The organism is Pseudactinotalea sp. Z1748, assembly GCF_049725185.1.
GTDB lineage: Bacteria > Actinomycetota > Actinomycetes > Actinomycetales > Beutenbergiaceae > CALKWS01.
Window position 1 is genome coordinate 581,211 of record NZ_JBMPQB010000001.1, and the last position, 25,105, is coordinate 606,315.

At 70.8% G+C, this 25,105-nt stretch carries 25 protein-coding genes and 2 riboswitches; of the genes, 17 read left to right on the top strand and 8 right to left on the bottom strand.

The genetic code is table 11. From position 1 onward, the window contains the following. Positions 1 to 60: 60 nt before the first annotated feature. The 5 genes from sucC (at position 61) to ACO0LU_RS02765 (ending at position 4,737) form a co-directional block, all read left to right on the top strand. On the top strand, positions 61 to 1,236 hold the full coding sequence (gene sucC / locus ACO0LU_RS02745; RefSeq protein ID WP_424789884.1) for an ADP-forming succinate--CoA ligase subunit beta: 1,176 nt from the start codon (positions 61 to 63) through the stop codon (positions 1,234 to 1,236). Positions 1,237 to 1,273: 37 nt separating this feature from the next. Then, on the top strand, positions 1,274 to 2,173 hold the full coding sequence (sucD, locus tag ACO0LU_RS02750; RefSeq protein ID WP_424789885.1) for a succinate--CoA ligase subunit alpha: 900 nt from the start codon (positions 1,274 to 1,276) through the stop codon (positions 2,171 to 2,173). A gap of 123 nt (positions 2,174 to 2,296) precedes the next feature. Then, entirely contained in the window at positions 2,297 to 2,731 is a 435-nt protein-coding gene (locus ACO0LU_RS02755; protein ID WP_424789886.1) for a hypothetical protein, read from the top strand. Positions 2,732 to 2,818: 87 nt separating this feature from the next. After that, positions 2,819 to 4,096: a DUF6350 family protein gene (locus ACO0LU_RS02760; RefSeq protein ID WP_424789887.1), complete on the top strand. Its 1,278-nt coding sequence runs from the start codon at positions 2,819 to 2,821 to the stop codon at positions 4,094 to 4,096. A 116-nt stretch (positions 4,097 to 4,212) separates the two neighbouring features. Further along, a complete protein-coding gene (locus ACO0LU_RS02765) occupies positions 4,213 to 4,737 on the top strand; it encodes a tetratricopeptide repeat protein (RefSeq protein WP_424789888.1) in 525 nt (174 codons plus the stop codon). A gap of 19 nt (positions 4,738 to 4,756) precedes the next feature. Here the strand turns inward: ACO0LU_RS02765 and ACO0LU_RS02770 are convergent, their stop codons facing one another. After that, positions 4,757 to 6,034: an MFS transporter gene (locus ACO0LU_RS02770; protein WP_424789889.1), complete on the bottom strand. Its 1,278-nt coding sequence runs from the start codon at positions 6,032 to 6,034 to the stop codon at positions 4,757 to 4,759. A 134-nt stretch (positions 6,035 to 6,168) separates the two neighbouring features. Here ACO0LU_RS02770 and ACO0LU_RS02775 point away from each other — a divergent pair, with 134 nt between their 5' ends. The 3 genes from ACO0LU_RS02775 (at position 6,169) to ACO0LU_RS02785 (ending at position 8,565) form a co-directional block, all read left to right on the top strand. After that, the gene (locus tag ACO0LU_RS02775) at positions 6,169 to 6,630 is read left to right on the top strand and encodes a hypothetical protein (RefSeq protein ID WP_424789890.1); all 462 of its coding nucleotides are present in this window, start codon (positions 6,169 to 6,171) and stop codon (positions 6,628 to 6,630) included. Positions 6,631 to 6,773: 143 nt separating this feature from the next. Beyond that, positions 6,774 to 7,712 (top strand): FkbM family methyltransferase, encoded by a 939-nt coding sequence (locus ACO0LU_RS02780; protein ID WP_424789891.1) that lies wholly within the window; start codon positions 6,774 to 6,776, stop codon positions 7,710 to 7,712. Further along, on the top strand, positions 7,705 to 8,565 hold the full coding sequence (locus ACO0LU_RS02785) for an alpha/beta hydrolase (protein ID WP_424789892.1): 861 nt from the start codon (positions 7,705 to 7,707) through the stop codon (positions 8,563 to 8,565). Before ACO0LU_RS02780 ends, ACO0LU_RS02785 begins: the two co-directional genes overlap by 8 nt. A gap of 131 nt (positions 8,566 to 8,696) precedes the next feature. Here the strand turns inward: ACO0LU_RS02785 and ACO0LU_RS02790 are convergent, their stop codons facing one another. Continuing rightward, positions 8,697 to 9,242, bottom strand: a complete 546-nt coding sequence (locus tag ACO0LU_RS02790) for a hypothetical protein (protein WP_424789893.1) — start codon at positions 9,240 to 9,242, stop codon at positions 8,697 to 8,699. Positions 9,243 to 9,344: 102 nt separating this feature from the next. On the opposite strand from ACO0LU_RS02790, the gene purN reads away from it, so the two are divergent. Next, on the top strand, positions 9,345 to 9,962 hold the full coding sequence (gene purN, locus ACO0LU_RS02795) for a phosphoribosylglycinamide formyltransferase (protein ID WP_424789894.1): 618 nt from the start codon (positions 9,345 to 9,347) through the stop codon (positions 9,960 to 9,962). Positions 9,963 to 9,998: 36 nt separating this feature from the next. Then, positions 9,999 to 10,090: riboswitch (ZMP/ZTP riboswitch) on the top strand. 38 nt (positions 10,091 to 10,128) lie between these two features. Then, the gene (gene purH / locus ACO0LU_RS02800) at positions 10,129 to 11,706 is read left to right on the top strand and encodes a bifunctional phosphoribosylaminoimidazolecarboxamide formyltransferase/IMP cyclohydrolase (protein ID WP_424789895.1); all 1,578 of its coding nucleotides are present in this window, start codon (positions 10,129 to 10,131) and stop codon (positions 11,704 to 11,706) included. Between the two features lie 16 nt (positions 11,707 to 11,722). Here the strand turns inward: purH and ACO0LU_RS02805 are convergent, their stop codons facing one another. After that, entirely contained in the window at positions 11,723 to 12,952 is a 1,230-nt protein-coding gene (locus ACO0LU_RS02805) for an NAD(P)/FAD-dependent oxidoreductase (RefSeq protein ID WP_424789896.1), read from the bottom strand. Positions 12,953 to 12,979: 27 nt separating this feature from the next. On the opposite strand from ACO0LU_RS02805, the gene ACO0LU_RS02810 reads away from it, so the two are divergent. Further along, positions 12,980 to 13,273, top strand: a complete 294-nt coding sequence (locus ACO0LU_RS02810) for a DUF3017 domain-containing protein (protein WP_424789897.1) — start codon at positions 12,980 to 12,982, stop codon at positions 13,271 to 13,273. A gap of 20 nt (positions 13,274 to 13,293) precedes the next feature. On the opposite strand, the gene ACO0LU_RS02815 is transcribed toward ACO0LU_RS02810, so the two are convergent. Continuing rightward, the gene (locus ACO0LU_RS02815) at positions 13,294 to 14,316 is read right to left on the bottom strand and encodes an MIP/aquaporin family protein (protein ID WP_424789898.1); all 1,023 of its coding nucleotides are present in this window, start codon (positions 14,314 to 14,316) and stop codon (positions 13,294 to 13,296) included. Between the two features lie 215 nt (positions 14,317 to 14,531). Between ACO0LU_RS02815 and ACO0LU_RS02820 the strand changes: the two genes are divergently transcribed. The 3 genes from ACO0LU_RS02820 to ACO0LU_RS02830 all read left to right on the top strand — a co-directional run bounded on the left by ACO0LU_RS02820 (position 14,532) and on the right by ACO0LU_RS02830 (position 19,772). Continuing rightward, positions 14,532 to 17,573 (top strand): alpha-mannosidase, encoded by a 3,042-nt coding sequence (locus tag ACO0LU_RS02820; RefSeq protein WP_424789899.1) that lies wholly within the window; start codon positions 14,532 to 14,534, stop codon positions 17,571 to 17,573. A 186-nt stretch (positions 17,574 to 17,759) separates the two neighbouring features. Further along, entirely contained in the window at positions 17,760 to 18,761 is a 1,002-nt protein-coding gene (locus tag ACO0LU_RS02825; RefSeq protein WP_424789900.1) for a malate dehydrogenase, read from the top strand. Positions 18,762 to 18,896: 135 nt separating this feature from the next. Continuing rightward, on the top strand, positions 18,897 to 19,772 hold the full coding sequence (locus ACO0LU_RS02830) for a hypothetical protein (protein WP_424789901.1): 876 nt from the start codon (positions 18,897 to 18,899) through the stop codon (positions 19,770 to 19,772). Between the two features lie 21 nt (positions 19,773 to 19,793). Here the strand turns inward: ACO0LU_RS02830 and purU are convergent, their stop codons facing one another. Further along, the gene (purU, locus tag ACO0LU_RS02835; protein WP_424789902.1) at positions 19,794 to 20,663 is read right to left on the bottom strand and encodes a formyltetrahydrofolate deformylase; all 870 of its coding nucleotides are present in this window, start codon (positions 20,661 to 20,663) and stop codon (positions 19,794 to 19,796) included. 116 nt (positions 20,664 to 20,779) lie between these two features. Here purU and ACO0LU_RS02840 point away from each other — a divergent pair, with 116 nt between their 5' ends. The 3 genes from ACO0LU_RS02840 (at position 20,780) to ACO0LU_RS02850 (ending at position 23,665) form a co-directional block, all read left to right on the top strand. After that, positions 20,780 to 21,283, top strand: a complete 504-nt coding sequence (locus ACO0LU_RS02840; protein ID WP_424789903.1) for a GNAT family N-acetyltransferase — start codon at positions 20,780 to 20,782, stop codon at positions 21,281 to 21,283. A gap of 50 nt (positions 21,284 to 21,333) precedes the next feature. Then, positions 21,334 to 21,420, top strand: a riboswitch (ZMP/ZTP riboswitch). Between the two features lie 42 nt (positions 21,421 to 21,462). Then, positions 21,463 to 22,764: a serine hydroxymethyltransferase gene (gene glyA, locus ACO0LU_RS02845; RefSeq protein ID WP_424789904.1), complete on the top strand. Its 1,302-nt coding sequence runs from the start codon at positions 21,463 to 21,465 to the stop codon at positions 22,762 to 22,764. Positions 22,765 to 22,771: 7 nt separating this feature from the next. Then, positions 22,772 to 23,665, top strand: coding sequence for a bifunctional 5,10-methylenetetrahydrofolate dehydrogenase/5,10-methenyltetrahydrofolate cyclohydrolase (locus ACO0LU_RS02850; RefSeq protein WP_424789905.1), 894 nt, complete (start codon positions 22,772 to 22,774; stop codon positions 23,663 to 23,665). Positions 23,666 to 23,713: 48 nt separating this feature from the next. Here the strand turns inward: ACO0LU_RS02850 and ACO0LU_RS02855 are convergent, their stop codons facing one another. The 3 genes from ACO0LU_RS02855 to ACO0LU_RS02865 are packed head-to-tail and all read right to left on the bottom strand — an operon-like array spanning position 23,714 to position 25,064. Continuing rightward, positions 23,714 to 24,040: a hypothetical protein gene (locus tag ACO0LU_RS02855; RefSeq protein ID WP_424789906.1), complete on the bottom strand. Its 327-nt coding sequence runs from the start codon at positions 24,038 to 24,040 to the stop codon at positions 23,714 to 23,716. After that, complete coding sequence (locus ACO0LU_RS02860; RefSeq protein WP_424789907.1) at positions 24,037 to 24,762, bottom strand: WXG100 family type VII secretion target; 726 nt, start codon at positions 24,760 to 24,762, stop codon at positions 24,037 to 24,039. Before ACO0LU_RS02860 ends, ACO0LU_RS02855 begins: the two co-directional genes overlap by 4 nt. Beyond that, entirely contained in the window at positions 24,759 to 25,064 is a 306-nt protein-coding gene (locus tag ACO0LU_RS02865) for a type VII secretion target (RefSeq protein WP_424789908.1), read from the bottom strand. The genes ACO0LU_RS02860 and ACO0LU_RS02865 overlap by 4 nt, the downstream gene beginning before the upstream one ends. Between the last annotated feature and the right edge of the window lie 41 nt (positions 25,065 to 25,105).

A 25,105-nucleotide genomic window follows, 5' to 3' on the forward strand; every position in this document is an offset into this window, starting at 1 on the left:
CGGTGGCCGGCCCCACCGGCGAAGCAGTGGGCGAGACCCACAAGGCAACGGAAGGCGCAGATGGACCTCTTCGAGTACCAGGCACGTGACCTTTTCGACAAGCACGGCGTGCCCGTGCTCGGCGGCCTCGTCGCCACCACCCCCGAAGAGGCCAGAGCAGCAGCCGAAGAACTTCTCCCGGCCGACGGCGGCGTCGTGGTCGTCAAGGCGCAGGTCAAGGTCGGCGGCCGAGGTAAGGCCGGCGGGGTCAAGATCGCCCGCTCCGCCGATGAGGCCCAGGAGCACGCCGAGGCGATCCTGGGCATGGATATCAAGGGGCACACCGTGCAGCGGGTGATGATCGCCGAGGGCGCCGACATCGCCGAGGAGTACTACTTCTCGGTGCTGCTGGACCGCGCCGAGCGTCGCTACCTGGCCATGGCCAGCGTCGAGGGCGGCGTGGAGATCGAAGTACTCGCCGAGGAGCGCCCGGAAGCGCTGGCGCGCATCGCGGTGGACCCCGGCGAGGGCATCGACGAGGCCAAGGCCGCCGAGATCGTCTCCGCCGCCGGGTTCGCCGCCGACGTGGCCGCCGGCGTGACCGAGGCGATCAAGAAACTGTGGACGGTCTACGCCGAGTCCGACGCCACCCTGGTGGAGGTCAACCCGCTGGTGCGCACCGCATCCGGTGACATCGTGGCCCTGGACGGCAAGGTCACCCTGGACGACAACGCCGAATTCCGTCACCCCGAGTGGGCCGAACTGGCCGAGGCCACCGAGACCGACCCGCTGGAGGCCAAGGCCGCCGAGTCCGGCCTGAACTACGTCAAACTCGATGGTGAGGTCGGCATCATCGGAAACGGTGCGGGCCTGGTGATGTCCACCCTGGACGTGGTGGCCTACTCCGGGGAGGGGCACAAGGGTGTCAAGCCCGCCAACTTCCTCGATATCGGAGGTGGCGCCTCCGCCGCGGTGATGGCCGCGGGCCTGGACGTGATCCTGGGCGATGAGCAGGTCAAGAGCGTGTTCGTGAACGTCTTCGGTGGCATCACCGCGTGCGACGAGGTCGCCAACGGCATCGTGCACGCTCTGGAGATTCTGGGCGACGCGGCCACCAAGCCGCTCGTGGTGCGCCTGGATGGCAACGCCGTGGAGGAGGGCCGCCGCATTCTCGAAGAAGCCGGCCATCCGCTGGTGACCGTCATGGACACCATGGACGGCGCCGCCGACAAGGCCGCCGAGCTGGCCGCTTCCTGACCGAACCCGCACACGACAGAACGCAGAGACACACACAATGGCGATCTTCCTCAACTCCGCTTCCAAGGTCATCGTGCAGGGCATGACCGGTGCCGAGGGTCAGAAACACACCCGGCGCATGCTGGCCTCGGGCACCACCATCGTCGGCGGGGTGAACCCGCGTAAGGCGGGAACCTCGGTCGACTTCGAGGTCGACGGCGAGACGACCCCGGTGCCGGTGTACGGCACCGTGGCCGACGCCGTGGAGCAGACCGGTGCCGACGTCTCGGTACTGTTCGTGCCGCCGCCGTTCACCAAGGCCGCGGTCGTGGAGGCCGTGGACGCCGGGGTGCCGCTGGTGGTCATCATCACCGAGGGTGTGCCGGTGGCGGACACCGCGGAGTTCTACAACTACGCCGCAGCCAAGGGCGTGCGCCTGATCGGCCCGAACTGCCCCGGCCTGATCAGCCCCGGCAAGTCCAACGTCGGCATCATCCCGGCCAACATCGCCGGCGCCGGTCCGATCGGGCTGGTGTCCAAGTCCGGGACGCTGACCTACCAGATGATGTACGAACTCCGGGACTTCGGTTTCTCCTCCGCGATCGGGATCGGCGGTGACCCGGTGATCGGGACCACCCACATCGACGCCCTGGCCGCGTTCGAGGAGGACCCGGAGACCTCTGTCATGGTGATGATCGGTGAGATCGGTGGGGACGCCGAGGAGCGGGCAGCCGAGTTCATCAAGGCCAACGTGACCAAGCCCGTGGTGGGCTATGTGGCCGGGTTCACCGCCCCGGAGGGCAAGACGATGGGACACGCCGGCGCCATCGTGTCCGGCTCCTCCGGCACCGCCGAGGCCAAGAAGGATGCCTTGGAGGCCGCCGGGGTCAAGGTCGGCAAGACCCCCTCGGAGACCGCCGCGCTGGTACGCGAACTGCTGGAGTCCCGCGCCTCCTGAGGCACCACCGGCCGAACCGGGGGCGGCCCTGCTGCGCCCTGGCGGCGTCGTGTGGCGCCGCCCCGGCGGTGAGCCTAATCTGATCGTGTCGGTATGTTCGGTGACCCGTGAGGGGGCGTTGTGGTGTCAGGCACTTCGGCACGGCTGATCGCAGCCGCCTTCGTCGGGACCGGCCTGCTCGCCGGGTGTGCGAGTGCGGGGGCGGACGTGGAGACCGCCGCCTGCGCTGCGCCCGTGCTCAGTGTCAGCCCAGCCAGCGCCACCGCCGGCGAGGACGTCCTGGTGATGGGGGAGAACTTCTTGGACGGATGTCCCGGGGCCTCGGCCTCGGACCGGGAGATACTCAGTCTCGCCGAACCGGCCGTGCCCTACCTCGACGTCGCCATCCAGATGGTCGACTCCGCCGGGTCCGTAACCCTGACGACGGTGGACGCCGGCACCGACGGCACTTTCGAGGTCACCGTGCCGGTTCCACAGGGCCAGCAGCCCGGCGTGGTGGAACTGATCACCGACGTGCCGGGCACCAGACCGGCCGAACTGGTGATCGGCCTCTCCTGAGGCCCGCGCCCGCCGGCGGAGCGGTGCAGACACGCCGTTGCCCCCTTGGCCCGTGAGCGGCCCGGGCAGGCGACGATGGGTCCTGTCATGACCACCACCGCCAGACCACCGTCCTATCAGCCGCGGTTGATCGAGCACGTCGGGGACCACGGCCAATCCGGCCGCGCCATCCGACTGCCCGCCCAGTGGCTGCGCGGGCTGCTCGCCGGCGCCGAAGCACTGATGCTGGGCTGGTTGGTGCTGGTGGTGCCGGCGATCGCGACCTACATCGCCACCGCGGCCTCCCCGGCGCTGGGATCGGCGGGCTGGGTCGAGGCCGCCCAGGTGGGCACCGCCGGCTGGTTCCTGGCGCACGGGGCCTCTCTGCACGGCGCGGATGCGGTGATCTCGGTGACGCCGCTGGGACTGACGGTGTTGTACACCTTCCTGGTCTCGGCCGCTGTCCGCCGGGCCCGGCTGGCCAACTGGGCGCCGGTGCTGGTGGCGATCTGTACCTACGTCGCGCTGGGGGCCCTGCTGCTCGCGCTAGCCAGCCCGCCGGGGGCGCCGTTCGGGCTGATCGGGGCGGGTGTGGTCGCCGTCGTCGGTGCGGTGTGGGGGATGCGGGGGCGCTACCCACGCCCGCCCGGAGCGCTGGCACGGTGGCGACTCCCGCAGTGGCTGCGGCTGGCAGGCCGGGCGACCTGGCGGGCCACGGCGGCGCTGCTGGCCGTGGCCACCGCGCTGCTGATCGTGGCGGTGGCGCTCGGGTTCGACCAGATCGTCCAGATCCAGCGCAGCCTGCAGGCGGACCCGGTCAGTACGGTGGTGATCGTGCTCGCCCAGGCGCTGCTGCTCCCGGTGCTGATCGTGTGGGCGCTGGCGTTCCTGCTCGGGCCCGGCTTCGCCGTCGGCGCCGGCACGCTGTTCTCCACCTCGGGGATCGAATCGGGCCCACTGCCGTTGATCCCGGTGCTGGGGGCGCTACCGGAACCGGACAGCCTGGCCGGGAGTCTGCCGCTGACGGCGGGGGCCGGGGTGGTGGTCGGTCTGCTCATCGGCTGGTGGCTGCTGCGTGGGCAACGCCAGGCGCCGCTGTGGCAGCCGTTGGCCGGTGCGGTGCTCGCCGTGGTCGCAACGGCGGCGCTGGTGGGTGTGCTGGGCTGGTCGGCCTCCGGTGGGGTGGGCCCGGGCGCGATGGCCGTCATCGGTCCGGAGCCGTTCCGGGTGGCATCGGCCGTGGCGTGGCAGGTGGGTTCCGGGGCTACCGTGGCCGTGATCAGCCTGCATCCCAGCACGCATCGCGCACTGGTGCGCCTGGTGCAGTGGGTCCGCGCGCAGGTCGGCGCACAAGCGAGCGCGGAGGCAGGCTCGGCGAAGGACTGAGGCAGTGCCCAGGTTCACCTCCCCGCTGCCACGACCGGCAGGAAATGCTCATCCATTACGCTTCCTTTACGTGTGCTGGTGTCATAGGGTCCTGAACATCGACACGGGAGGGCTTCATGGTCAACGTTTCATCGACGGTGGGTGTGGCAGATCTTGACCTGGGTGGCGGTTACCGCATCCGCGGTAGCGACCTGCGCGGGGAGGTGACCGACGTGGAAGCCTTCCGCGCCGCTGCCGGGGACGATCCGGCTGCGGAGGTCGTCATCGCTCTGAGTGAGGAGCGCTTCGACGACGCCCTCCAGGAACTGGACGAACTGCACACCAAGGACCCGGACTCGGTCCGGTACCAGGCGCTGCGGGCCGACGTCCTGCGTGATCTGGGTCAGCTCGACGCTGCCGAGGCGATCTACACCGACCTTCTTGCCCGCGCCGGTGACGATCCCGTGCGCACCGCCGTCATCCGTCAGCACCGGGCCAAGGTGTGGTTCCACCAGGGCAGGCTGCGCGATGCCGAGGCCGAGTTCGCCGCAGTGCTGGCCCTGCGTGAGGCCGCCGGCGTCGACGAGGGCCAGTTGGCCTCCACCCGGCAGAGCCTGCAGCGGTTGGGGATCGCCGTCGCGTTGCAGGACGCGGCCGAGTAGGAGTGACCGGCCCGGCGACTCACGGCGGTGGGGCTACCGCCGGGGCGGCTTCGTCGTCGTCGGGCATCCGGGCGGTGCGGAAGGGCGAGAAGGTGACCACGCACGCCGCCACCACCAGCCCGCCGATGGCCAGGGCGATGGTGGTGCGATTGCCCCACCACACGGCCAGGAACCCGGCCAGCGGGGCCGAGAACGCCAGCATGCCCCAGTTGAAGGTGCGGATGGTGGCGTTCATCCGGCCTCGCAGCCGGGCGGCGGTGACGGTGTTGCGGTAGCTGCCCTCCAACGGCCCCTTCAGGCCCATTCCCACCCCGTGCAGGGCGAATGCCGCGCTGAGCACCACCACCGCCATCGGGCCGGCTGGGGCCAGCAGCACCACCAGGTAGGCCAGCGGGCTGAGCCAGTCGCTGAACACGCACACCCGCCCGATGCCGAAGCGCATCCCGGCCCACGGTGCCAGGCCGGCGCCGACCACGCCCGTGACGCCGGCAAAGCCCAGGGTGAGGCCGACGGCGAAGGAGTCCAGGCCCAGGTCCTGGTTGGCGTAGAAGACGTACAGCGTCATGACCAGGGAGTTGAAGAAGAACCACAGGTGCAGCCCGATCGCGTACGGCGCCAGCGTGCGATGTCGGTAGACCCAGGAGGCCCCTTCGCGCAGGTCGGTGATCAGGTGCCGGCGGCCGGCCGCCTCCGGTGCCGTCTCCGGGCGGCGGATGCCGGCCAGCAGCAGCGCCGAGGCGGCGTGCGTGGCCGCGGCCACCACGATCGCCACCGGCGCGGAGGTAACGCGGATGAGTGCACCGGCCAGGATCGGACCCACCGACTCAGCCGCCGTCATGGTCTGCTCGATGCGGGCCCATGCGCGCGGCAGGACCCGGGTGGGCACCAGGGCCGGCAGGTAACTCTGCTGGGCGGCGCGGAAGAACATCGTGGTGAAACCGAGCACGAACACCAGGGCGGCCAGCACGGGTACGGTCAGCAGATCGGTGAAAGCCAGGCCGGCGATCGTGCCGAGCACCACCGCGGCCAGGGTGTCGGCGGCCACCAGCACCGGCCGGCGCCGCATCCGGTCCAGCCACACCCCGGCGAGCAGCCCGAAGATCAGGGTGGGCAGCCACTGGGCCGACCGTACGATCCCGATGTCGGCCTGGTCGGCACCCAGGTGGTGGATCATCAGGAACTGCATGCCCAGGTTCACCACGAACAGGCCCAGGCTGGATACGGCGTCGGCGATCCACAGCCGCACGAAGGCGGGGTAGGCCAGGACCGGGAACCGGCGACGCGGTTCTGCTGGCACGCCGCAGCCCCCTTCCGGCGCGTCGATGGGACGGCATCGACGGGATGGATCGGTGACGAGGAATCGCTACCGCCCGGCCACCCTATCGGCCGGCGATTGGCGCCTGGCAAACCGCGCTGGCACACTACTGCGCGATGCGTGCCGCGAACCAACCCGAGGTGCCGTGGTGGGCCCGCACCCCGGAACTGATTGCCGGGGTCGGCGTGGTGGCCCTGATCATCAGTGCACTCGTGCCCTGGTTCACCGGGCCCTACGACCACACCCGCCCAGGGCCCTGGGTGTCGATCTGGCTGGTCGCGGCGAGCGCGGTCGTGGCCCTGGTGCTGATGTATCGCCGCTCGCGTTGGTCCTGGGCGCCGGGTGTGTTCGTGCTGGCCGCGACGTTGATGATCCTGATCGGACTGCATGCCCAGGTGGTCTGCCCCACCGACGTGGAGATCGAGGGCAACATCGCCCAGGCGTGCTTCACCGAGGAGTGGACCGCCGGTTCGACGTTCTTCGCCGCTGGTGGCTTCGCCTCCGCCCTGGCGAGTTTCATCGCACCGTGGCTGATGGGCTACGCCGAGGACCGCTCCTGGGATCGTCGCCGCCCCTGACCGCCCGGACCTCACGCCGGCGCACCGACTTGGTCGGGCGCCCCTGTGCGCCGACGCTGCCGGCTCGACTCGTGGCACGGCCGTGAGCCGTCTACGCTGGCGGGCAGGTCGACGTCGCCGACCCGCCCGACCTGGAGGTGCCCGTGCCCGACTTCCGGAGCAGCGCCCGAGCCCGACGGCAGAGTTGGTTCGGGCTGAAACGCCACATCAAACGTGCGCTCAGCCTCCCCGGTCTGCACCTGATCATGCGCACGGTGGCCCCGCGGCTGCCGGGGGTGCGGGTGGGCCGGTTGCCGGCGCCGTCGCGGGTGCGGGAGGTGCACGGACAGGTCGACGGCGGGGAATACGTCCTCGTAGGCCCGGACCGTTGTGAGATCGCCAAGGAGATGTACTGGGGGCAGGGACGCCGTCCCGAACCGGCCGATGCCTTCGCGCTCGATGTGATGGTGGCCCTGGGCAAGCACACCCGGACGTTCTTCGACATCGGCGCCTACACCGGGGTGTTCACCATGGCGCTCACCGCGGCCAACCCGGCGTTGCGCGCGCACGCCTTCGAGATCGTGCCCGCGGTGGCCCGGGCCCTGGCCCGCAACGTCGCGCGCAACGATGTGGCCGAACGCACCCAGGTGCACACCGAGGGGGTGGGCGATCCACGGATGGGCATGCTGGTACCGGCCGGTGACCACGGGTCGGCGCTGCCCTCCTTCTACTCCTCCGACATGGCCTTCGACGACGGGGTACAGGTGGATTTCGTGGCGCTGGACGATTTCACCGACCAGGTGGCCGGCCCGGTGCTGCTCAAGATCGACGTGGAGGGCGGGGAGGAGACGCTGTTGCGGCACGGGCAGCGGTTCCTCGCCGCACACGCTCCCGACATCCTCTGCGAGGTGCTCACCGATGCCGACGGCCGGGAACTGGAGGCGCTGCTCACCCCGCACGGGCTGGGCTGCTACGCCGTCGGCGCCGAGGCACTGCACCCCCGGGAGCACCTGCGCCCCAGTGCCGAGCACCGGGACTGGCTGTTCAGTGCGCGCAGCCCCGCCGAACTGCGCGCCCTGGGAGTCCCCGTGGCCGATGCCTGAACCGCAACCCGACCCACCGCGGCGCACCGGCGCGCGGACCTTGGTGCGCGCCGTGCTGGGGTCGGGGGTGGTGGCCCTGGGGTTACTCAGCCTGATCTGGTCCTGGCAGCGCTCACTGATCTACTTCCCCGACGAAGGGGCGGTGCCGGCGGCACACCAGGTGCTGCCGGCAGGTCAGGATGTGCGGCACCGCACCGCCGACGGCCTGGACCTGGGCGCCTGGTTCGTGCCCGCACAGCCCGAGGTAGACCGGCAGATGGCGGTGCTGTACCTGCCCGGCAACGGCGGCAACCGCGCCGGGCGCACCCAGATCGGTGAGGAACTGGCCCAGCGTGGCTTCGCGGTGCTGCTGGTGGACTACCGCGGCTTCGGCGCCAACCCGGGCAGGCCCAGTGAGGAAGGACTGGCCGCCGACGCCCGCTCGGCCCAGCAGGCCCTGGCGGAGTTGGGGTACGGCCCGGATCGCACCATCTACGTGGGGGAGTCGCTGGGGACCGGGGTGGCCGCCCGGTTGGCCGCGGAGGTGCCACCGGCCGGGTTGGTGCTGCGCTCACCGATGACGCACCTGGCCGACGTGGCCCGGGCGCACTATCCGTTCCTGCCGGTGGGAGTGCTGTTGCGGGAGGACTATGACGTCGTGGGTCACCTGGGGCGCGTTCGGGCCCCGGTGGCGGTGATGTACAGCCAGGTCGACGAGGTGGTCCCGGCCGAGTACAGCGCCCGGGTAGCCGGTGCCGAGCAGGTGGTGGACACCCTGGTCCTGACCGATGCCGGGCACAATGACCCGGTCATGTTCGGCGCGCCGTTGGCCGATCTGGTCGCGGACCTTGCCGACCGCACCGGCGGTTCGTAGCCTGGACCGGATGTGGCTGGAGCACACCACCTTCCTGCCCGGCACCGACGTGCCGGCCCCCGACCGGATCCGGCGGTGCTGGGTGCCTTCGACGCCCTGACGGTGAACGCCCAGGAGTGACCGCAGCGCGGTCAGCCACCGGGGATGGTGCCGAACCGCTCCTCGATCGCCTCCTGGTAGATCCGCTCACAGCGGTCCTGGGCCGAGACGGTAATCGCCGAGCGCAGGCATTCCTGACGCTCCATCTGCTCGTTCCACACGGCCAGGCTGCTCAGGGTGGTGACCACCAGCATGCCGCTGAGCATCAGGCCGAACACGAGCAGGACCACGATCCCGCCGCGGATCTGCTCCTTGAACACCCGAACCAGGGCCCTGACCCCGACCACCACGGCGCCGATCGCGAACGCCAACGACATCAGGTGCCAGGGCAGATCCACCTGCATGGTCAGCACCGCCGCCAGCATGAACAACCCGAAATGCAGCACCGAGCGGGAGACCGAGGCCAACTGCTCCGGGGTGGGCTTGGGGCGCTCGGGCCGCCCGGCACGACCCTGCCGGCCGGGCGCCTTCCCGGGGCCCGGTCCGCCGTCGGCCGGGCTGGGCTCATCAGGGCCGGTGTGTTCGCCCTGCTTCGGTGGCCGGGATGCCGGATCCGGTGGCGCATACGGGTTCGACACCCATGACCCCTTCCCAGTTCTGTGGATGCGATGGTCTCGACGGCTGCGTGTATGGCGCCGCCATTGTCCCAGATCGCGGCCCTGCCACTAAAGTCGGCTCTCGTGACCACCCCAGCGCGCCTCGTCGTCCTGATCTCCGGTGGGGGATCGAATCTGGCCGCCCTCCTGCGAGCGTGCGAGGATCCCGGCTACGGGGCCGAGGTGGTGGCGGTGGGAGCGGACCGGCCCAGCGCCGCTGGCCTGGCACTGGCCGAAGCCGCCGGCGTGCCCACCTTCGTGGAGCGCGTGGGGGTCTATCCCGAGCGTACTGACTGGGATGCGGCCCTGACCGATCAGGTCGCCGCGCACGAACCGGACCTGGTGATCGCGGCCGGCTTCCTCAAACTGGTGGGCCCGAGGTTCCTGGCCGAATTCTCCGGTCGGTACCTGAACACCCACAACTCCCTGCTGCCGGCGTTCCCGGGCATCCACGGGCCCAAGGAGGCGCTGGAGTACGGGGTGAAACTCGCCGGTGCCACACTCTTCGTGGTCGACGACGGCATGGACACCGGCGCGATCATCGCCCAGGTGGCCGTGCCGGTGCTCGACGACGACGACCTGGAGGCACTCACCGAACGGATCAAGGTGGCCGAGCGGGAGCAGTTGGTGCACACCCTGGGCCGGATGGTCCGGGAAGGGTGGCAGGTGCAGGGGCGCCGCGTGCGCCTCGGCCCGGCCTGAGGTGCCACCGGGCGGGCGGTCCCGCACGCTAGGCTGGGCGGTGGCCGTGACTGGCGCCTGAGGTGGAGCACCACCGGGGAGCGGCCGCCCGGAGAATTCCTCGTGCACCGCTCGCCTGGGTGCCCGGGGCGATGAGACACCACCTGACCCTGGAGCCCGCCGAACCATGACCGACCAGATCCGCCTGCGCCGCGCCCTCATCTCCGTCTACGACAAGACCGGGCTGGCCGACCTCGCCCGCGCGCTGCATCATGCCGGCGTGGAACTGGTTTCCACCGGCTCCACCGCCGGGGTGATCGCCGAGGCCGGAGTTCCGGTGACCCCGGTGGAGGAGGTCACCGGGTTCCCGGAGTGCCTGGAGGGCCGGGTCAAGACCCTGCACCCGAGGGTGCACGCCGGCATCCTGGCCGACCGGCGCAAGCCCGACCACGTGGACCAGCTCGAGGAACTGGGCGTTGCCCCGTTCGAGCTGGTGGTGGTCAACCTCTACCCGTTCACCCAGACGGTGGCCTCCGGCGCCGGCCCCGACGAGGCCGTGGAGCAGATCGACATCGGCGGCCCGGCGATGGTTCGCGCGGCCGCGAAGAACCACCCGAGCGTGGCGGTGGTGGTGGACCCCTCCGGATATGCGGACGTGGTCGCCGCCGCGCAAGGGCAGGGCTTCACCCTCGCGCAACGACAGCACCTGGCCGCCCAGGCGTTCCGGCATACCGCCACCTACGACGTGCACGTGGCCTCCTGGATCGGCAACGTGCTCGCACCCGACGACGACGGATCGGGCTTTCCGGGATGGGTCGGGGCCACCTGGGAGCGTGCCTCGGTGCTGCGCTACGGGGAGAACCCGCACCAGCGAGCCGCGCTGTACACCGACGGGTTCGGACCGAGCGGGCTTGCCGGCGCAAAGCAGTTGCACGGCAAGGAGATGAGCTACAACAACTACGTCGACGCCGATGCCGCCTGGCGCGCCGCGCACGACCACGGTGACGTGGCCACCGTGGCGATCATCAAGCACGCCAACCCGTGCGGGATCGCGGTGGCCGAGGGCATTGCCGCCGCCCACGCCAAGGCCCACGCCACCGACCCGGTCTCGGCCTTCGGGGGAGTCATCGCCGCGAACCGCGAGGTGGACGCCGCGATGGCAGCCCAGGTCGCTGAGGTGTTCACCGAGGTGATCCTCGCACCGTCCTTCAGCGCCGAGGCGCGGGAGATCCTGACCCGGAAGAAGAACGTACGCCTGCTCACCGTCCCGGGCACCGGGAGCAACGGCGGCACCGAGTTGCGCAAGATCTATGGTGGCATGCTGATGCAGAGCACCGATGCGATCGACGCCGACGGCGACTCCGCCGCGAACTGGACCCTCGCCGCCGGGGAGCCCGCGGATGAGGACACGCTGGTGGACCTGGAGTTCGCCTGGCGGGCGGTGCGGGCGGTGAAGTCCAACGCCATCCTGCTCGCTGATGCAGGCGCAGCGGTCGGGATCGGCATGGGCCAGGTGAACCGGGTGGACTCCTGCCGGTTGGCGGTGGAACGGGCCAACACCGGTGAGCACGAGCGGGCCCGTGGGGCGGTGGCTGCCTCCGATGCGTTCTTCCCGTTCGCCGACGGCCTGCAGGTGCTGTTGGACGCGGGCGTGCGCGCCGTTGTCCAGCCCGGCGGGTCGATGCGCGATGACGAGGTCATCGCCGCCGCCCGGGAGGCCGGTGTCACCCTGTACCTGACCGGCACCCGCCACTTCGCGCACTGATTCGGGTGCCGGTGGATCACCCCAGCACAGCGGCGCGCAGGCGCACCGCGGGGTCCTCGGCGGCAGCCAGGTCCAGGTCGGGAAGGGTGCCGGTGCCGAGGAGTCTGCGCGCGGCGGACACATCCCGGGGCATGTCGGCGATCACCGCCCCGACCAGCTTGGGGCCCTCGGTGACCAACGCCGTCCAGGGTCCGGTCTGCGCCATCGGGCGCTCGCCGTACTCGCGGATGATCAGGTCGCCGTGGACCCGCCCGAACACGCTCAGGTGGTGGCCCAACTGGGTGGAGTAGATGAACGGGGCCGGGCGTTGCTCGGGTACGTCGAGCCCGAGCATCGCCGCACCGAGCCGGTCCGGGTCGTGCAGCGCGGCGGACCAGTGCCCACCGGGGACCTGCCCGAACAACGGGTCCTCCCGCCAGGCACAGTCACCCACCGCCCACACCCCGGGCACCTTGGTGCGGCCGTTCGCGTCGGTCAGCACGTGCCCCCTGGCGCCCAGCGGCACCGCGCCGGCCAGCCACCCGGTGGCCGGCACCACCCCCACGGCTGCCAGCACCACATCGGCACCGATGCGCTCCCCGTCCCCCAGTTCCACGCCGTCGGACCGGACGGTCGCCACCGATGTCCCGGTGCGCAACTCCACCCCGGCCTCGGCGTACCAGGGGCGGGTGCGTTCGCCGAGTTCGGCGGGCAACTGTCGCGACAGTGGCTGGGCCGCGGCCTCCACCACCGTGACCCGGCCGCCGGCAGCGGCGGCCACACCGGCCACCTCGGCCCCGATCCAGCCGGCGCCGATGATGAGCAGGTGCTGCCCGGTCGCGGCCAGTCTGGCCCGGAGACCGACCGCGTCGGCGGCGGTGTGCAGCGCTGAGGCCCCCGGCCAGGGGTTCAGCGGCAACGAGCCGCACGCCAGCACCACCGCATCGGCGTTCAACTCGGCGCCACTGGCCAGGCTGAGCCGGTGGCGGCGCCCGCCGGGGCGCAGCTCCACGGCGTGCTCGCCCAGATACACCTCCTGGGCCAGGTCGTGCAGGTCCTGGCCCAGTTCCTCGTGCAGCCATGCCGGCTCGGGCCGGCTGAACAGTTCCTTGGACAGCGGTGGCCGGTCGTAGGGGCCCACGTCCTCGGCCCCGACCACGCTGATCCGGCCCTGGTAGCCACGTTCTCGAAGCGCCGCGCAGGTGCGCAGGCCGGCGAGGCCGGCGCCGACGACCACGACATGCGCTGGTGGCGTGCTGGTGTTCACGCACACAACGGTAGTCTCGGTGCCGCCATGAGCCGCAATCCCGCGCCGGAGATCCACCGGCCCCCGCCGCCCCGGACGTGGGCGTTGTGGTGGGCCCTCGGCGGGGTAGTGGTGGCGGTGCTGCTGGCCCTGATGACCGGGGCGCGGGTGGCAGGGGTGGCGTTCGCCGTGCACCTGGGGGTGCTCGGTGCGATCCGTCTGGCGCTCCCGGCGCCGGGCCCGCTCGGGATCAGCGCGCGCTCACGGCTCTTCGATGTGGCCTTCCTGTGGCTTGGCGCCGTCGGTATCGCGCTGATGGCGCTGACAGCGGACAACCTCTAGCCGGGTGCACCCGAGCCGGCTCAGCCCCGCCGGCCCGGATCGGCGCCGGCGTCGCCGAACTCGTCCTCGTCGACTTCCACCTGCGCGACCGGCTCGGCGTCATCGGGGTCGAACTCCATGGTGGTGCGCTCCTCGGCGTCCAAGTCCGGCAGCGCCGCGGCCCCGGAGACCTCCTCAGAAGTCCAGTCGTCCGCTTCGGCCCCGGAGATCTCCTCGGCGTCGGGAACCTCCTCGTCCCCGGCCCAGTCGTCCTCTTCCACCAGTGCCATCTGCGGGGTCGGTGCGAACAGCAGGTAGGCCAGTCCGGCCACCCCGCCGCCGATCATCGGAGCGAGCCAGAACAGCCATAACTGCCCCAGTACGGCCGGCTCGGCGAATACCGCCGCAGCGGTGGAGCGGGCCGGGTTCAGACCGCCCCCGGTCACCGGGTCCAGGGCCAGGATCAGCCCGGTCAGGGTCAGTCCGGCGGCCACCGGGGCCACGTGCGTGCGGCCGCGGTGGGAGGTCGCCAGCACCACCGCGGTCAGTACCGCAGCACCCACCGCCTCCAATAGCAGCACCTGGACCAGGCCGAAGCTCATCTGCCCGCCGGAGATCTGGGCGAGGTAGGACTGGTCGCCGAAGGTGTTCGCGGCCTGGCTGAACAAGGCCTGGTCACTGGCGCCCACCTGGGTCGCCAAACCGGCCGGCAGCGTGGCGAACAGCACCGCCGCGGCGGTGATCGCACCGACGAGCTGGCCCAGCCAGTACGCCGGCAGATCACCCCAGCCCAACTGCCCCTTGACCGCCGCGCCCAGGGAGATCGCCGGGTTGATGTGGCCACCGGAGACCCTGGCGAACAGCGCGATGGCGGCCGCGAACGCGACCCCGAAGGCCAGTGCGTTGATCAGCGGGTCCACTTCCCGCAGGGTGCCGCTGTACAGCAGCGCCCCCAGTCCGATGAACACCAGGATGAAGGTCCCGGCGGCTTCCCCGGCCACCCGCGTCAGCAGCGGGTACGCCACCGGGGCGGCGGCCGGGTCAGTGGTGGGCTGTTCGCTCATGGTTTCCTCTCGAGCGGAATTGACGTCGCAGTTGATCCTCTCACCCCGACCTCGGTGGCCACGCCACCGGGGTCGGCCATCAGGTGGAAAGGTGGTTGTGAGCGCCCGCGGCGGCTGCCAGGGTTGTCGGGTCACCTGTCAGCCCGGTCTGCGCCGGCCACGCAGCAGACGAACCATCCGACGACGGCGAGGCACCCCTCGCGAGGAGTGAAGGCATGCACGACACCACCGACCGCACCCTGGGGCGCCTGCGGCGATTCGTGGACGAGTGGCTGTTGGCGGCGCAGTACCGCCACCGCGCCGCGCTGGAGGTCACCTCCTGGGAGGTGCCGGACGAACCGGTGCCGTTCAGCCAGGCCATCCAGGGCCGGTACCGGCCGCACCCGACCGGCACCCCGTGGGGCAAGCCGTGGGGCACGGTGTGGTTCCACGTCACCGGCACGGTCCCGCCGGAGTGGTCCGGCGAGATCGGTGCTGGGCAGGTGCGCCCGGAACTGGTGGTGGACCTGGGCTTCTCCGGGGCCAACCCGGGGTTCCAGGCCGAGGCGATCGTCTACTCCGCCGAGGGGGAGATCCTCAAGGCCCTGGAACCGCGCAACCAGTACGTGGTACTGCCGGCGGCCGCGGGGGACCGGATCGAGGTCTACATCGAGGCCGCCGCGAACCCCGACGTCCCCCAGGGCTCCTTCACCAAGCCCACCACGATGGGTGAGAAGTCCACCGCCGACCCCAGCGAGCTCTACACGCTGCGCACCGTGGACGTCGCGCTGCTCGATGTGCCGGTGTGGGAACTGGTCCAGGACGTGACCGCACTGGGCGGGCTGGTCGAGGAACTCAGTGCCCAGGACCCCCGCCGCGGCCAGATCGTGGCCGCGCTGGAGGACATGCTCGACGCGATCGACCCGGCCGACCTGCCCGGCACCGCACAGGCGGGCCGGGCGGCCCTGGCCACGGTGCGCTCCGCCCCGGCCCACGCCTCCGCCCACTGCATCCACGCCGTCGGGCATGCCCACATCGACTCGGCCTGGTTGTGGCCGGTGCGCGAGACGGTGCGCAAGTGCGCGCGCACGTTCGCCAACGTGCTGGCGCTGATGGAGACCGACCCCGACTTCACGTTCGCCTGCTCCTCGGCCCAGCAGTACGCCTGGATCGAGCAGTACTACCCCGAACTGTTCGTCCGGATCGCCGAGAAGGTGCGCGAGGGCCGGTTCATCCCGGCCGGCGGGATGTGGGTGGAGTCCGACACCAACATGCCCGGCGGGGAGGCGATGGCCCGCCAGTTCCTCGAGGGCAGCGGCTATTTCCTGGACACCTTCGGGGTGGAGACGACCGATGTGTGGCTACCGGACTCCTTCGGCTACACCGGTGCCCTGCCGCAGATCGCAGCCGCCGCGGGCAAGGACGCCTTCTTCACCCAGAAGATGTCCTGGAACGACACCAACGCGATGCCGCACCACACCTTCGACTGGGAGGGTATCGATGGCAGCCGCATCTTCACCCACCTCACTCCGGTGGATACCTACAACTCCGACCTGTCCGCCCGGGAACTGGCCCGCGCCCAGCGTCAGTACACCGAGAAGGGCCGGGCGAACACCTCGCTGGTGCCCTTCGGCCATGGCGACGGCGGGGGCGGACCTACCCGGGAGATGATCGCCGCCGCCCGGCGCACCGCGGACCTGGAGGGTTCACCCAAGGTGGTGCTGTCCTCACCGGCGAGGTTCTTCGCTGCCGCCCGGGCCGAGTACACCCGCCCGCCGGTGTGGTCCGGGGAACTCTACCTGGAGTACCACCGCGGCACCTACACCTCCCAGCACCGCACCAAGGCGGGCAACCGGCGCACCGAGCACCTGCTGCGCGAGGCCGAGTTGTGGGCCGCCACCGCCACCGTGCGCACCGGAGCGGCCTACCCCGCCCAGGATCTTCAGCGGCTGTGGCGCACGGTGCTGCTGCACCAGTTCCACGACATTCTGCCCGGCACCTCCATCGCCTGGGTGCACCGCGAGGCCGAGCAGCGCTACACCGAGACGATCGCCGAACTGGAACAGATCATCGCCACCGCGCTGGCGGCGCTGGCCGGTGAGGGCACCGAGGAGGTGACGTTCAACGCCGGTCCGTTCCCACGTGGGGCAGTGCCCGCCCTCGGCGCGGGCGCGGCTGCCGGAACAGCCGACGACGGCGTGACCGACCTGGTCCGGGACGATACCGGCGTGGTGCTGGACAACGGACGGCTGCGGGTCGGTATCGACGGGCGCGGGCTGATCACGTCCGTCCTGGACCTGCGCACCGGTCGCCAGGCACTGCCGCCGGGGCAGGTAGCCGGCCTGCTGCAGGTTCATCGGGACATCCCGAACCAGTGGGACGCGTGGGATATCGATGAGCACTACCGGCGTAACGTCCGCGACCTGACCGAGGCGATCTCGATCCAGGAGATCACCGATACGTCCGGCGGCGCGGGGGTGCAGGTGCAGCGGCGGTACGGCGACTCCCGCATCGTGCAGCGCTACCTGCTGCCCGACGGCGCCCGCCGGGTGGAACTGACCACCGAGGTGGACTGGCATGAACGGCACACCCTGCTGAAACTGGCCTTCCCCCTGGATGTGCGCGCCGAACAGGCGGCCAGTGAGATCCAGTTCGGTCACATCAACCGCCCCACCGCGGCGAACACCTCCTGGGACCATGCCCGGTTCGAGACGGTGGCGCACCGCTGGGTGCACGTGGGTGAGCCGGGGTACGGCTTTGCTGTGGCCAACGACTCCACCTACGGCCATGACATCACCCGGACCACCCGCGCCGACGGCGGCACCACCACCACGGTGCGCCAGAGCCTGCTGCGCGCCCCGATGTTCCCCGACCCCGACGCCGACCAGGGCAGGCACACGCTGCGTTCGTCCCTGGTGGTGGGCGCGGAGATCGCCGACGCGGTCACCGAGGGGTACCGGATCAACCTGCCCGAGCGCACGGTGAGCGGTTCCGGGGCGGTGGACCCGCTGGTGCAGGTGAGCGATCCGGCGGTGGTGGTCGAGGCGGTCAAGTTGGCCCGCGATGGCAGCGGGGACGTGATCGTGCGGCTGTACGAGTCCCGGGGCGGGCGGGCCAGGGCCACGGTGACGCCCGGGTTCCAGGCCACCGGCGCGCTCGCCACCGACGTGTTGGAGCGGCCCGGCACCGACCGCGGGGTCGAGGTAGACCCGGACGGACGGGTCGAGTTGGACCTGCGCCCGTTCCAGATCGTCACGCTCAGGTTCGGCCGGCCCTGAACGCCTCGCCGGTACCCGGTGCCACGACCGGTCGATTCTGCCCTCAGGGGTCGTGCACTATATAACTAGGGAGCACCGCACCACATCCCCGGAGCGCACCCGGGCCGACGGCACCGACCCGGGGCCCATGCAGCGCCCGGCTGCGAGCAGGCAGTCCCGGGGCAACCCGACCTCGAAGGAGCACCGATGTCTGAAGCACCCACCACCGCGCCGGTCAATGTCACCGTCACCGGAGCAGCCGGTCAGATCGGGTACGCCCTGCTGTTCCGGATCGCCTCCGGTCAGCTGCTCGGACCCGACGTGCCGGTCCGGCTGCGGTTGCTGGAGATTCCGCAAGCGGTCAAGGCCGCCGAGGGCACCGCGATGGAACTGGAGGACTGCGCCTTCCGGTTGCTGCACGGGGTCGACATCTTCGACGAGGCCACTGCGGCGTTCGACGGTGTGAACGTGGCACTGCTGGTCGGCGCCCGGCCCCGCGGTGCGGGCATGGAGCGCGGCGACCTGCTGGAGGCCAACGGAGGCATCTTCAAGCCCCAGGGTGAGGCCATCAATGCCGGCGCCGCGGACGACGTGCGCGTGCTGGTGGTCGGCAACCCCGCCAACACCAACGCCCTGATCGCCCAGGCGCACGCCCCGGACGTGCCCGCGGAACGCTTCACCGCGATGACCCGCCTGGACCACAACCGGGCGGTCTCCCAGATCGCCACCCGCACCGGGGCTGCGGTAGCCCAGATCAAGGACCTGACCATCTGGGGCAACCACTCCGCCACCCAGTACCCCGACATCTTCCACGCGCGCATCGGGGGGCGCCCCGCCCCCGAGGTGATCGACGACGAGGACTGGCTCGCACACACCTTCATCCCCACTGTGGCCAAGCGCGGAGCGGCCATCATCGACGCCCGCGGGGCCTCCAGCGCCGCTTCGGCCGCCAACGCCGCGATCGACCACGTGCATGACTGGGTGAACGGCACCGGAACGCACTCCTGGACCTCGGCGGCGATCCCCTCCGACGGTTCCTACGGGGTACCGGAGGGGCTGATCTCCTCCTTCCCGGTGCGCAGCACCGGTGGCCGGTGGGAGATCGTGCAGGGCCTGGAGATCAACGAGTTCTCCCGTGCCCGGATCGATGCCTCGGTGGCGGAACTGATCGAGGAGCGCGACGCGGTGGCCGGCCTCGGGCTGATCTGAGTTGTGGCCGGCCCCGCCGCTCGTGCCCACCCGGACCAGATCACTGCCCTGACCGGGCAGCGCCGACGCACCTGTGGCAGTTCTGCCGGCCTCCTCGCCTTTCGGGCCGGGCCCGGGTGAACTATCGTCGGGTTCATGGCGCGCGTCTTCAACCCCCCACCCGGCTGGCCCAAGCCCGAAGAGGGCTGGACGCCGCCGCCGGGATGGAAACCCGACCCGAGTTGGCCCGAGCCGCCGCAGGGTTGGGACTTCTGGCTGGAGAAGGCAGACGACGTCGGCTCGAGCCTGTTCGGCAGTTCGGCCCTGTCGTCCGGATCCTCCCTGTTCGAGACCAGCGACACCGTTGCCTCCTACGGCAGCGTGTCCCCTTCCGGTGAGGCACACATTCCCGGGGCACCCAGGGGTCCGGACTTCCACGTCTCCAACCGCGAGCCGCGGTCGGCCTCCGACGGCGTGAGCCAGTCCTCCGCCGGGGCGCCGGCCTCACCCTCGAGTGCCTCGCCGGGTCCGGGCGGATCCGCGGGCGGGTCGCCGTACACCGCCGGTGCCTCCACGCCGAGCGGGGTGCGCGCCGGGGCCACCTACGGTCAGAGCGGCCCGACGGTGTCCACCCATTCCGGTTCGTCCACCCCGGGCGGCAACCCCAACGCGGCGCCTCCGGTGGGCCCGCAGGGTGGTGGCAAGACGGTACTGCTGGGTCTGGTGCTGGTGCTCGTCGGCATCGGGGTGACCGGTTACAGCTACTTCAGTGCCATGCCTGGTGAGGAGTTCCGCCTGCTGTGGGTCCCGGTCGTGTTCGGTCTGATCCTGATGATCCAGGGCGCGGTGCGGATGGCGCGTGCACGTGCGAAGCGACAGCAGCTGGGCACCGTGTCCACCGGGTACAACCCCGGCGGGCACCTCACCCAACCCGGCGGTGGCGGCGATGCCTCCGGCGGTCTGCAGACCGGTCACTCCTCCACAGTGCCGATGCAGAACCCGACCGACCCCAAGGGTTACAAGAACCGCTGAGCCCAACCCCGCGCGCAGGGGTCAGCGGAACACCACGGTGCGGTGACCGTCCAGCAGCACCCGGTGTTCGGCGTGCCAGCGCACCGCCCTGGCCAGCACGCGCCGCTCCACGTCCTGGCCCATCGAGACCAGGTCGGCGACCGTGTCGGCGTGGGTGACGCGCTCGACGTCCTGTTCGATGATCGGACCCTCGTCGAGTGACTCGGTGGCGTAGTGGGCGGTGGCGCCGATGAGTTTGACGCCCCGGTCATGGGCCTGGGCGTAGGGGCGGGCGCCCTTGAAACTGGGCAGGAACGAGTGGTGGATGTTGATGACCCGCCCGGCCAGTTCCGCGCATAGCCAGGGCGAGAGGATCTGCATGTACCGGGCCAGCACCACCAGTTCCACGTCCAGGTCACCCACCAGGCGCAGCAGCCGGTGCTCGGCGGCGTCCTTGGTCCCCTTGGTGACCGGGATGTGGTGGAAGGGCACCTGGTAGAAGTGTGCGAGCGGCGCCAGGGTGGTGTGGTTGGAGACCACCCCGAGGATGTCCACCGGCAGGCGCTGGGAGCGCTGCCGGAACAGCAGGTCGCCCACACAGTGCTCGGTGGTCGAGCCCAGCACCAGGGTACGCAGCGCACGTCCGGCCACATCCAGTTGCCACGTCATCGAGAACCGCTCGGCTATCTCGCCGATCGCCCGGTGCAACTCTCCCCGGGGTGTGCTCGCCTCCACCTGCACGCGCATGAAGAACAGTCCGGAGTCGGGATCGCCGAACTGCTGGGACTCGGTGATGTTGCCGCCGTGCGCGGCCAGCGCCCCGGCCACCGCGTGCACGATTCCGGAGCGGTCAGGGCAGGACAGCGTCAGCACCCAGTGCACCGGGGAGGAAGTCTCGATCGTCACGCCCACGAGGGTACCGGCAGGGATCAGCGGCCGGCGCCCGTCGTCATCGGTCCCGGCACCCGGATGCGCCCCATCGGCGCCGTTGGCGCAACGGGCGCGCCCGCGGATGCCAAGATGGGGGTATGGATGACCAGTTGCGGATCGACGTCGTCGACGATGCCCACGCCGGGGAGTTGCTCACGGTGCGCCGGGCCGCGTTCGTGACCGAGGCCCAACTCTACGGCGACGCGCACATTCCTGCGCTGACCCAGACCCTGGAGGAGTTGCGCGCCGACCTGCAACGCCCGGACGTGGTAACCCTGGCCGGTTGGTCGGGCACGCGCATGGTCGGTTCGATCCGGGTGGGCCTGGAGGAGGACCGTGCCCTGCTGGGACGCCTGGCGGTGGTGCCGGACCTGCAGGGCCGGGGCATCGGCACCCGGTTGCTGATGGCGGTGCTGGCCTACCTGCCCGAGGGCACCAATGAGGTGTGGGTGTTCACCGGCCAGGACTCCAAGCAGAACCTGTCCCTGTACGCCAAGGCCGGCTATGAGCACCAGTACGACCAGAACGCCGGCGACCTCACCTATGCCTACCTGCGCAAGATCCTCGGTGACGTGGAGGTGGCCGAGGACTCCGGCGGCTGACCCAGCCGGGGATCACCGGTGGCGGCCGGGCCGCTCTGCGGTTGCTAGGGTAGTGCCGTCGCGACTGGCGCCGAGGTGGAGTCACCACCGGGGAGCGACGGCAACAGGACTGCAGGTCGCCCGCCTGGGCCGAGGTCCACCACCTACCCTTGTGATGCGTTGCCGAACCGGAGGAACCGATGAGCCAGTCCCCACATTCCGAGGTCCCGATCAACGAGCAGTCGCTGGCGGACCTCGATCCGCAGATCGCCGCCGTTCTGGAGGGAGAACTGACCCGCCAGCGGGACACCCTCGAGATGATCGCCAGCGAGAACTTCGTCCCGCGTGCGGTGCTGCAGGCCCAGGGCAGCGTGCTGACGAACAAGTACGCCGAGGGCTACCCGGGCCGGCGCTACTACGGCGGCTGTGAGCAGGTGGACATCGCCGAGTCGTTGGCCATCGAACGTGCGCTGAGCGTCTTCGGAGGCACCTACGCCAACGTTCAACCACACTCCGGGGCCAGCGCCAATGCGGCCGTCCTGCACGCCCTGATCCGCCCCGGGGACACCATCCTCGGCATGGAACTGGCCCACGGCGGGCACCTGACCCACGGCATGAAACTCAACTTCTCCGGCCGGTTGTACAACGTGGCCGCCTACGGTGTGGATGAAACGACCCACCAGGTCGACTACGACGCGTTGCGCGCCAAGGCCATCGAGGCCCAGCCCAAGGTGATCATCGCCGGATGGTCCGCCTACCCCCGCCACCTGGACTTCGCGGCCTTCCGCGAGATCGCCGATGAGGTCGGTGCCTACCTGTGGACCGACATGGCCCACTTCGCCGGCCTGGTCGCGGCGGGGCTGCACCCCAACCCGGTGCCGCACTCCGACGTGGTCTCCACCACGGTGCACAAGACGCTGGGCGGGCCGCGCTCGGGGATGATCCTGGCCAACGACGCCGAGCGGTTCGGCAAGAAACTCAACTCCGCCGTCTTCCCCGGCCAGCAGGGCGGGCCCCTGATGCACGTGGTGGCTGCCAAGGCGGTGGCGATGAAGGTGGCCGGCACCGCCGAGTTCGCCGAGCGCCAGCAGCGCACCATAGCCGGTGCGCAGGCCCTGGCCGAGCGGCTGGGCGCCAAGGACGTCACCGGCGCCGGGGTCTCGGTGCTCACCGGGGGCACCGATGTGCACCTGGTCCTGGCGGATCTGCGCAACTCCGAACTGGACGGACAGCAGGCCGAGGACCTGCTGCACGCGGCCGGCATCACCGTCAACCGGAATGCGGTGCCGTTCGACCCACGGCCCCCGATGGTCACCTCCGGGCTGCGCATCGGCACCCCGGCACTGGCTGCGCGCGGGTTCGGCGAGGCCGAGTTCGCCGAGGTCGCCGACATCATCGCCGGGGTGCTGGCCGCCGGCAAGGGTGCCGACATCGACGCCGCCAAGGCCCGCGTGCAGGCGCTGACCGCGGCCTTCCCGCTCTACCCCGGCCTGGAGCAGTGAGCAGCCGATGACTGAGGCAGTACCTGTAGGTGAAACGTCGCCCGCCCGCATGCTCCCGGGCCGCCCGGTGGCCGATGCGGTGATAGCCGAACTGGCCCCACGAATCGCCGCCCTCACCGGGGCCGGCCGACGCCCCGGGCTGGCCACCATCCTGGTGGGAGGTGACCCGGCCTCGGCCGGGTACATCCGGATGAAGCAGGGCAAGGCAGCCGAACTCGGCATGACGTCCCCGCACACCCATCTGCCCGCGGACGCTACCCAGGCCGACCTGGAGTCCGCGATCGCCGAGTTCAACGCCGCCGAGGAGGTGCACGGCATCCTGGTCCAGCACCCCACCCCGCCGCAGATCGACTTCGACGCGGCGATGCTCACCATGGATCCGGACAAGGATGTGGACGGGTTGCACCCGGTGAACATGGGTCGCCTGGCCCTGGGCATGCCCGGTCCGGTCCCGTGCACCCCGGCGGGCATCGAGACGCTGCTGGCACACTATGAGATTCCCGTTGCCGGTCGTGAGGTGTGCATCCTGGGCCGGGGTACCACGCTGGGGCGGCCGCTCGCGCTGGTGCTGTCGCAGAAGCGGCCCACCGCCAACGCGGCCGTCACCGTGGTGCACACCGGGGTGGGCGACTGGCACCGCTATACCCGGCGGGCTGAGGTGGTCATCGCCGCGGCCGGGGTGCCGGGGATCCTGCAACCGGAGCACATCAGCCCCGGCGCCACCGTGATCGGCGGGGGGGTGCGCTACTCGGGACGCAAACTCCTACCGGACGTGGACGAACGGTGTGAGCAGGTGGCCGGAGCGATCACCCCGCGGGTCGGGGGAGTGGGCCCCACGACGATCGCGATGCTGCTGCGCAACACCGTCGAGGCCGCGGAACGGGGACTCCCCTCACGCTGAGCCGGCGTGGGCCGGGGCGGCTACGCCCACTGCGATGCCCGGTGTTGCTCAGGTACCCGGCCGGCGGTCCAGTCGCTCGGCCTCGGCCTGCGCCTGCTCCTGGCGTCGGGCCCGCTCGGTCTCGTCCAGGCTGTCCAGTTCTTCCTGGTGTCGGGCCAGGCCCTGCTGCGCGACCCGGGCGAAATCCTCGGACTCGGCCAGGTCCCGGGCCGAACGTCGTCCGGCGAGGATGTCGTCGTAGAACGTGGCGGACTGAGCATCGGGCGCCTGGTCGCGCAGGATCCGCATCGCCTCGGCGAGTTTCTTGTGCGCCGGGCTGCCGACCGGGATCGAGGACAGCATCGGCTGATCGGGTTCGGGCGTCTGATTGCTCATGAGGTCACCAATGCGTGGTTGTAGCCGGCGGGGAGCTCGGTGTCCCTGAATCCGTGGATGGCGCCCAAGTACCCGGGGACCACACCCGCGAAGACGTTGATCACGGCCTGCCCGGCGGAGAGCGCGTCAGCCGCGGTGCTCACGGTTTGGATCGTCTTGGCCACGGCGGCCGCGGTGGCCCCGCCGCCGATGACCGCGCCCACTCCCGTCCAGGAGGACGCGGCCGCGGCGGCGGCGACCGCGGCGGTGTAGATGATCCAGTCGGTCACGGCGGTGAACGCCGAGATCGCCGCTTCGGAGGTGCGGTGCATCCCCACGGCGACGGCGCGGAAGTCCCCGGCGGAATTGTTCAGGGACGCAGCGAGCTCGGTCAGCGCCGGGATCAAGGTGTCGTTCATGTAGCCGGCGGCGGCATCGGCGGCCTGACCTTCCCAATCGGCTTGGACCTTGCGGGTGTCGGCACCAATATGGGCGCCGGCCTCGGTGGAGAAACTCGCCAGGTTCTCGTACGCGCGGGCGGCCTGGGCCACGGAGTTCCAGTCGCCACTGAAGGTCTTGGACACCTCCGCCAGCGGGTCCCAGTCGAAGACCCAGTTCACCACGGTGCGGATCCAGCCGCTGGGACTGAGGATCGTGCCCATCGAACTGATCACCAGTTCGGCCAGATCCGGGATGATCGGCTCGTCACTCGGCGTGACGAGCGCGTCGGCCGGGCCGCTCATCTGGGGTACTTCCCGTCCATCTCGGCGGCGACGTCGTCGTCGGTCTCGGCGTAGTAGTCGGCCGAGGACTCCAACTCCGCCCCCGAGGACCGCAGGACCTCCTGCATGTGGTCCAGGGCGTCATCGACGGCGATCCGCACCTCCGCGGCGAGGGAGGTGAAGTTCTGGAAGATCCCGTGGCCGCCGGTCAGGGTGCACCAGGTTCCGTGGTAGGTCTTGGCGGTTCCGGCGTCATCGGCATAGCCATCGATCGACCTACCGAACTTCCGGAGCGCCTCCGGGTCGACGTACAACTCAGTCACGCGCGTCTCCTCCTTGTTGGGCTCGGTCCGAGTGGACCATG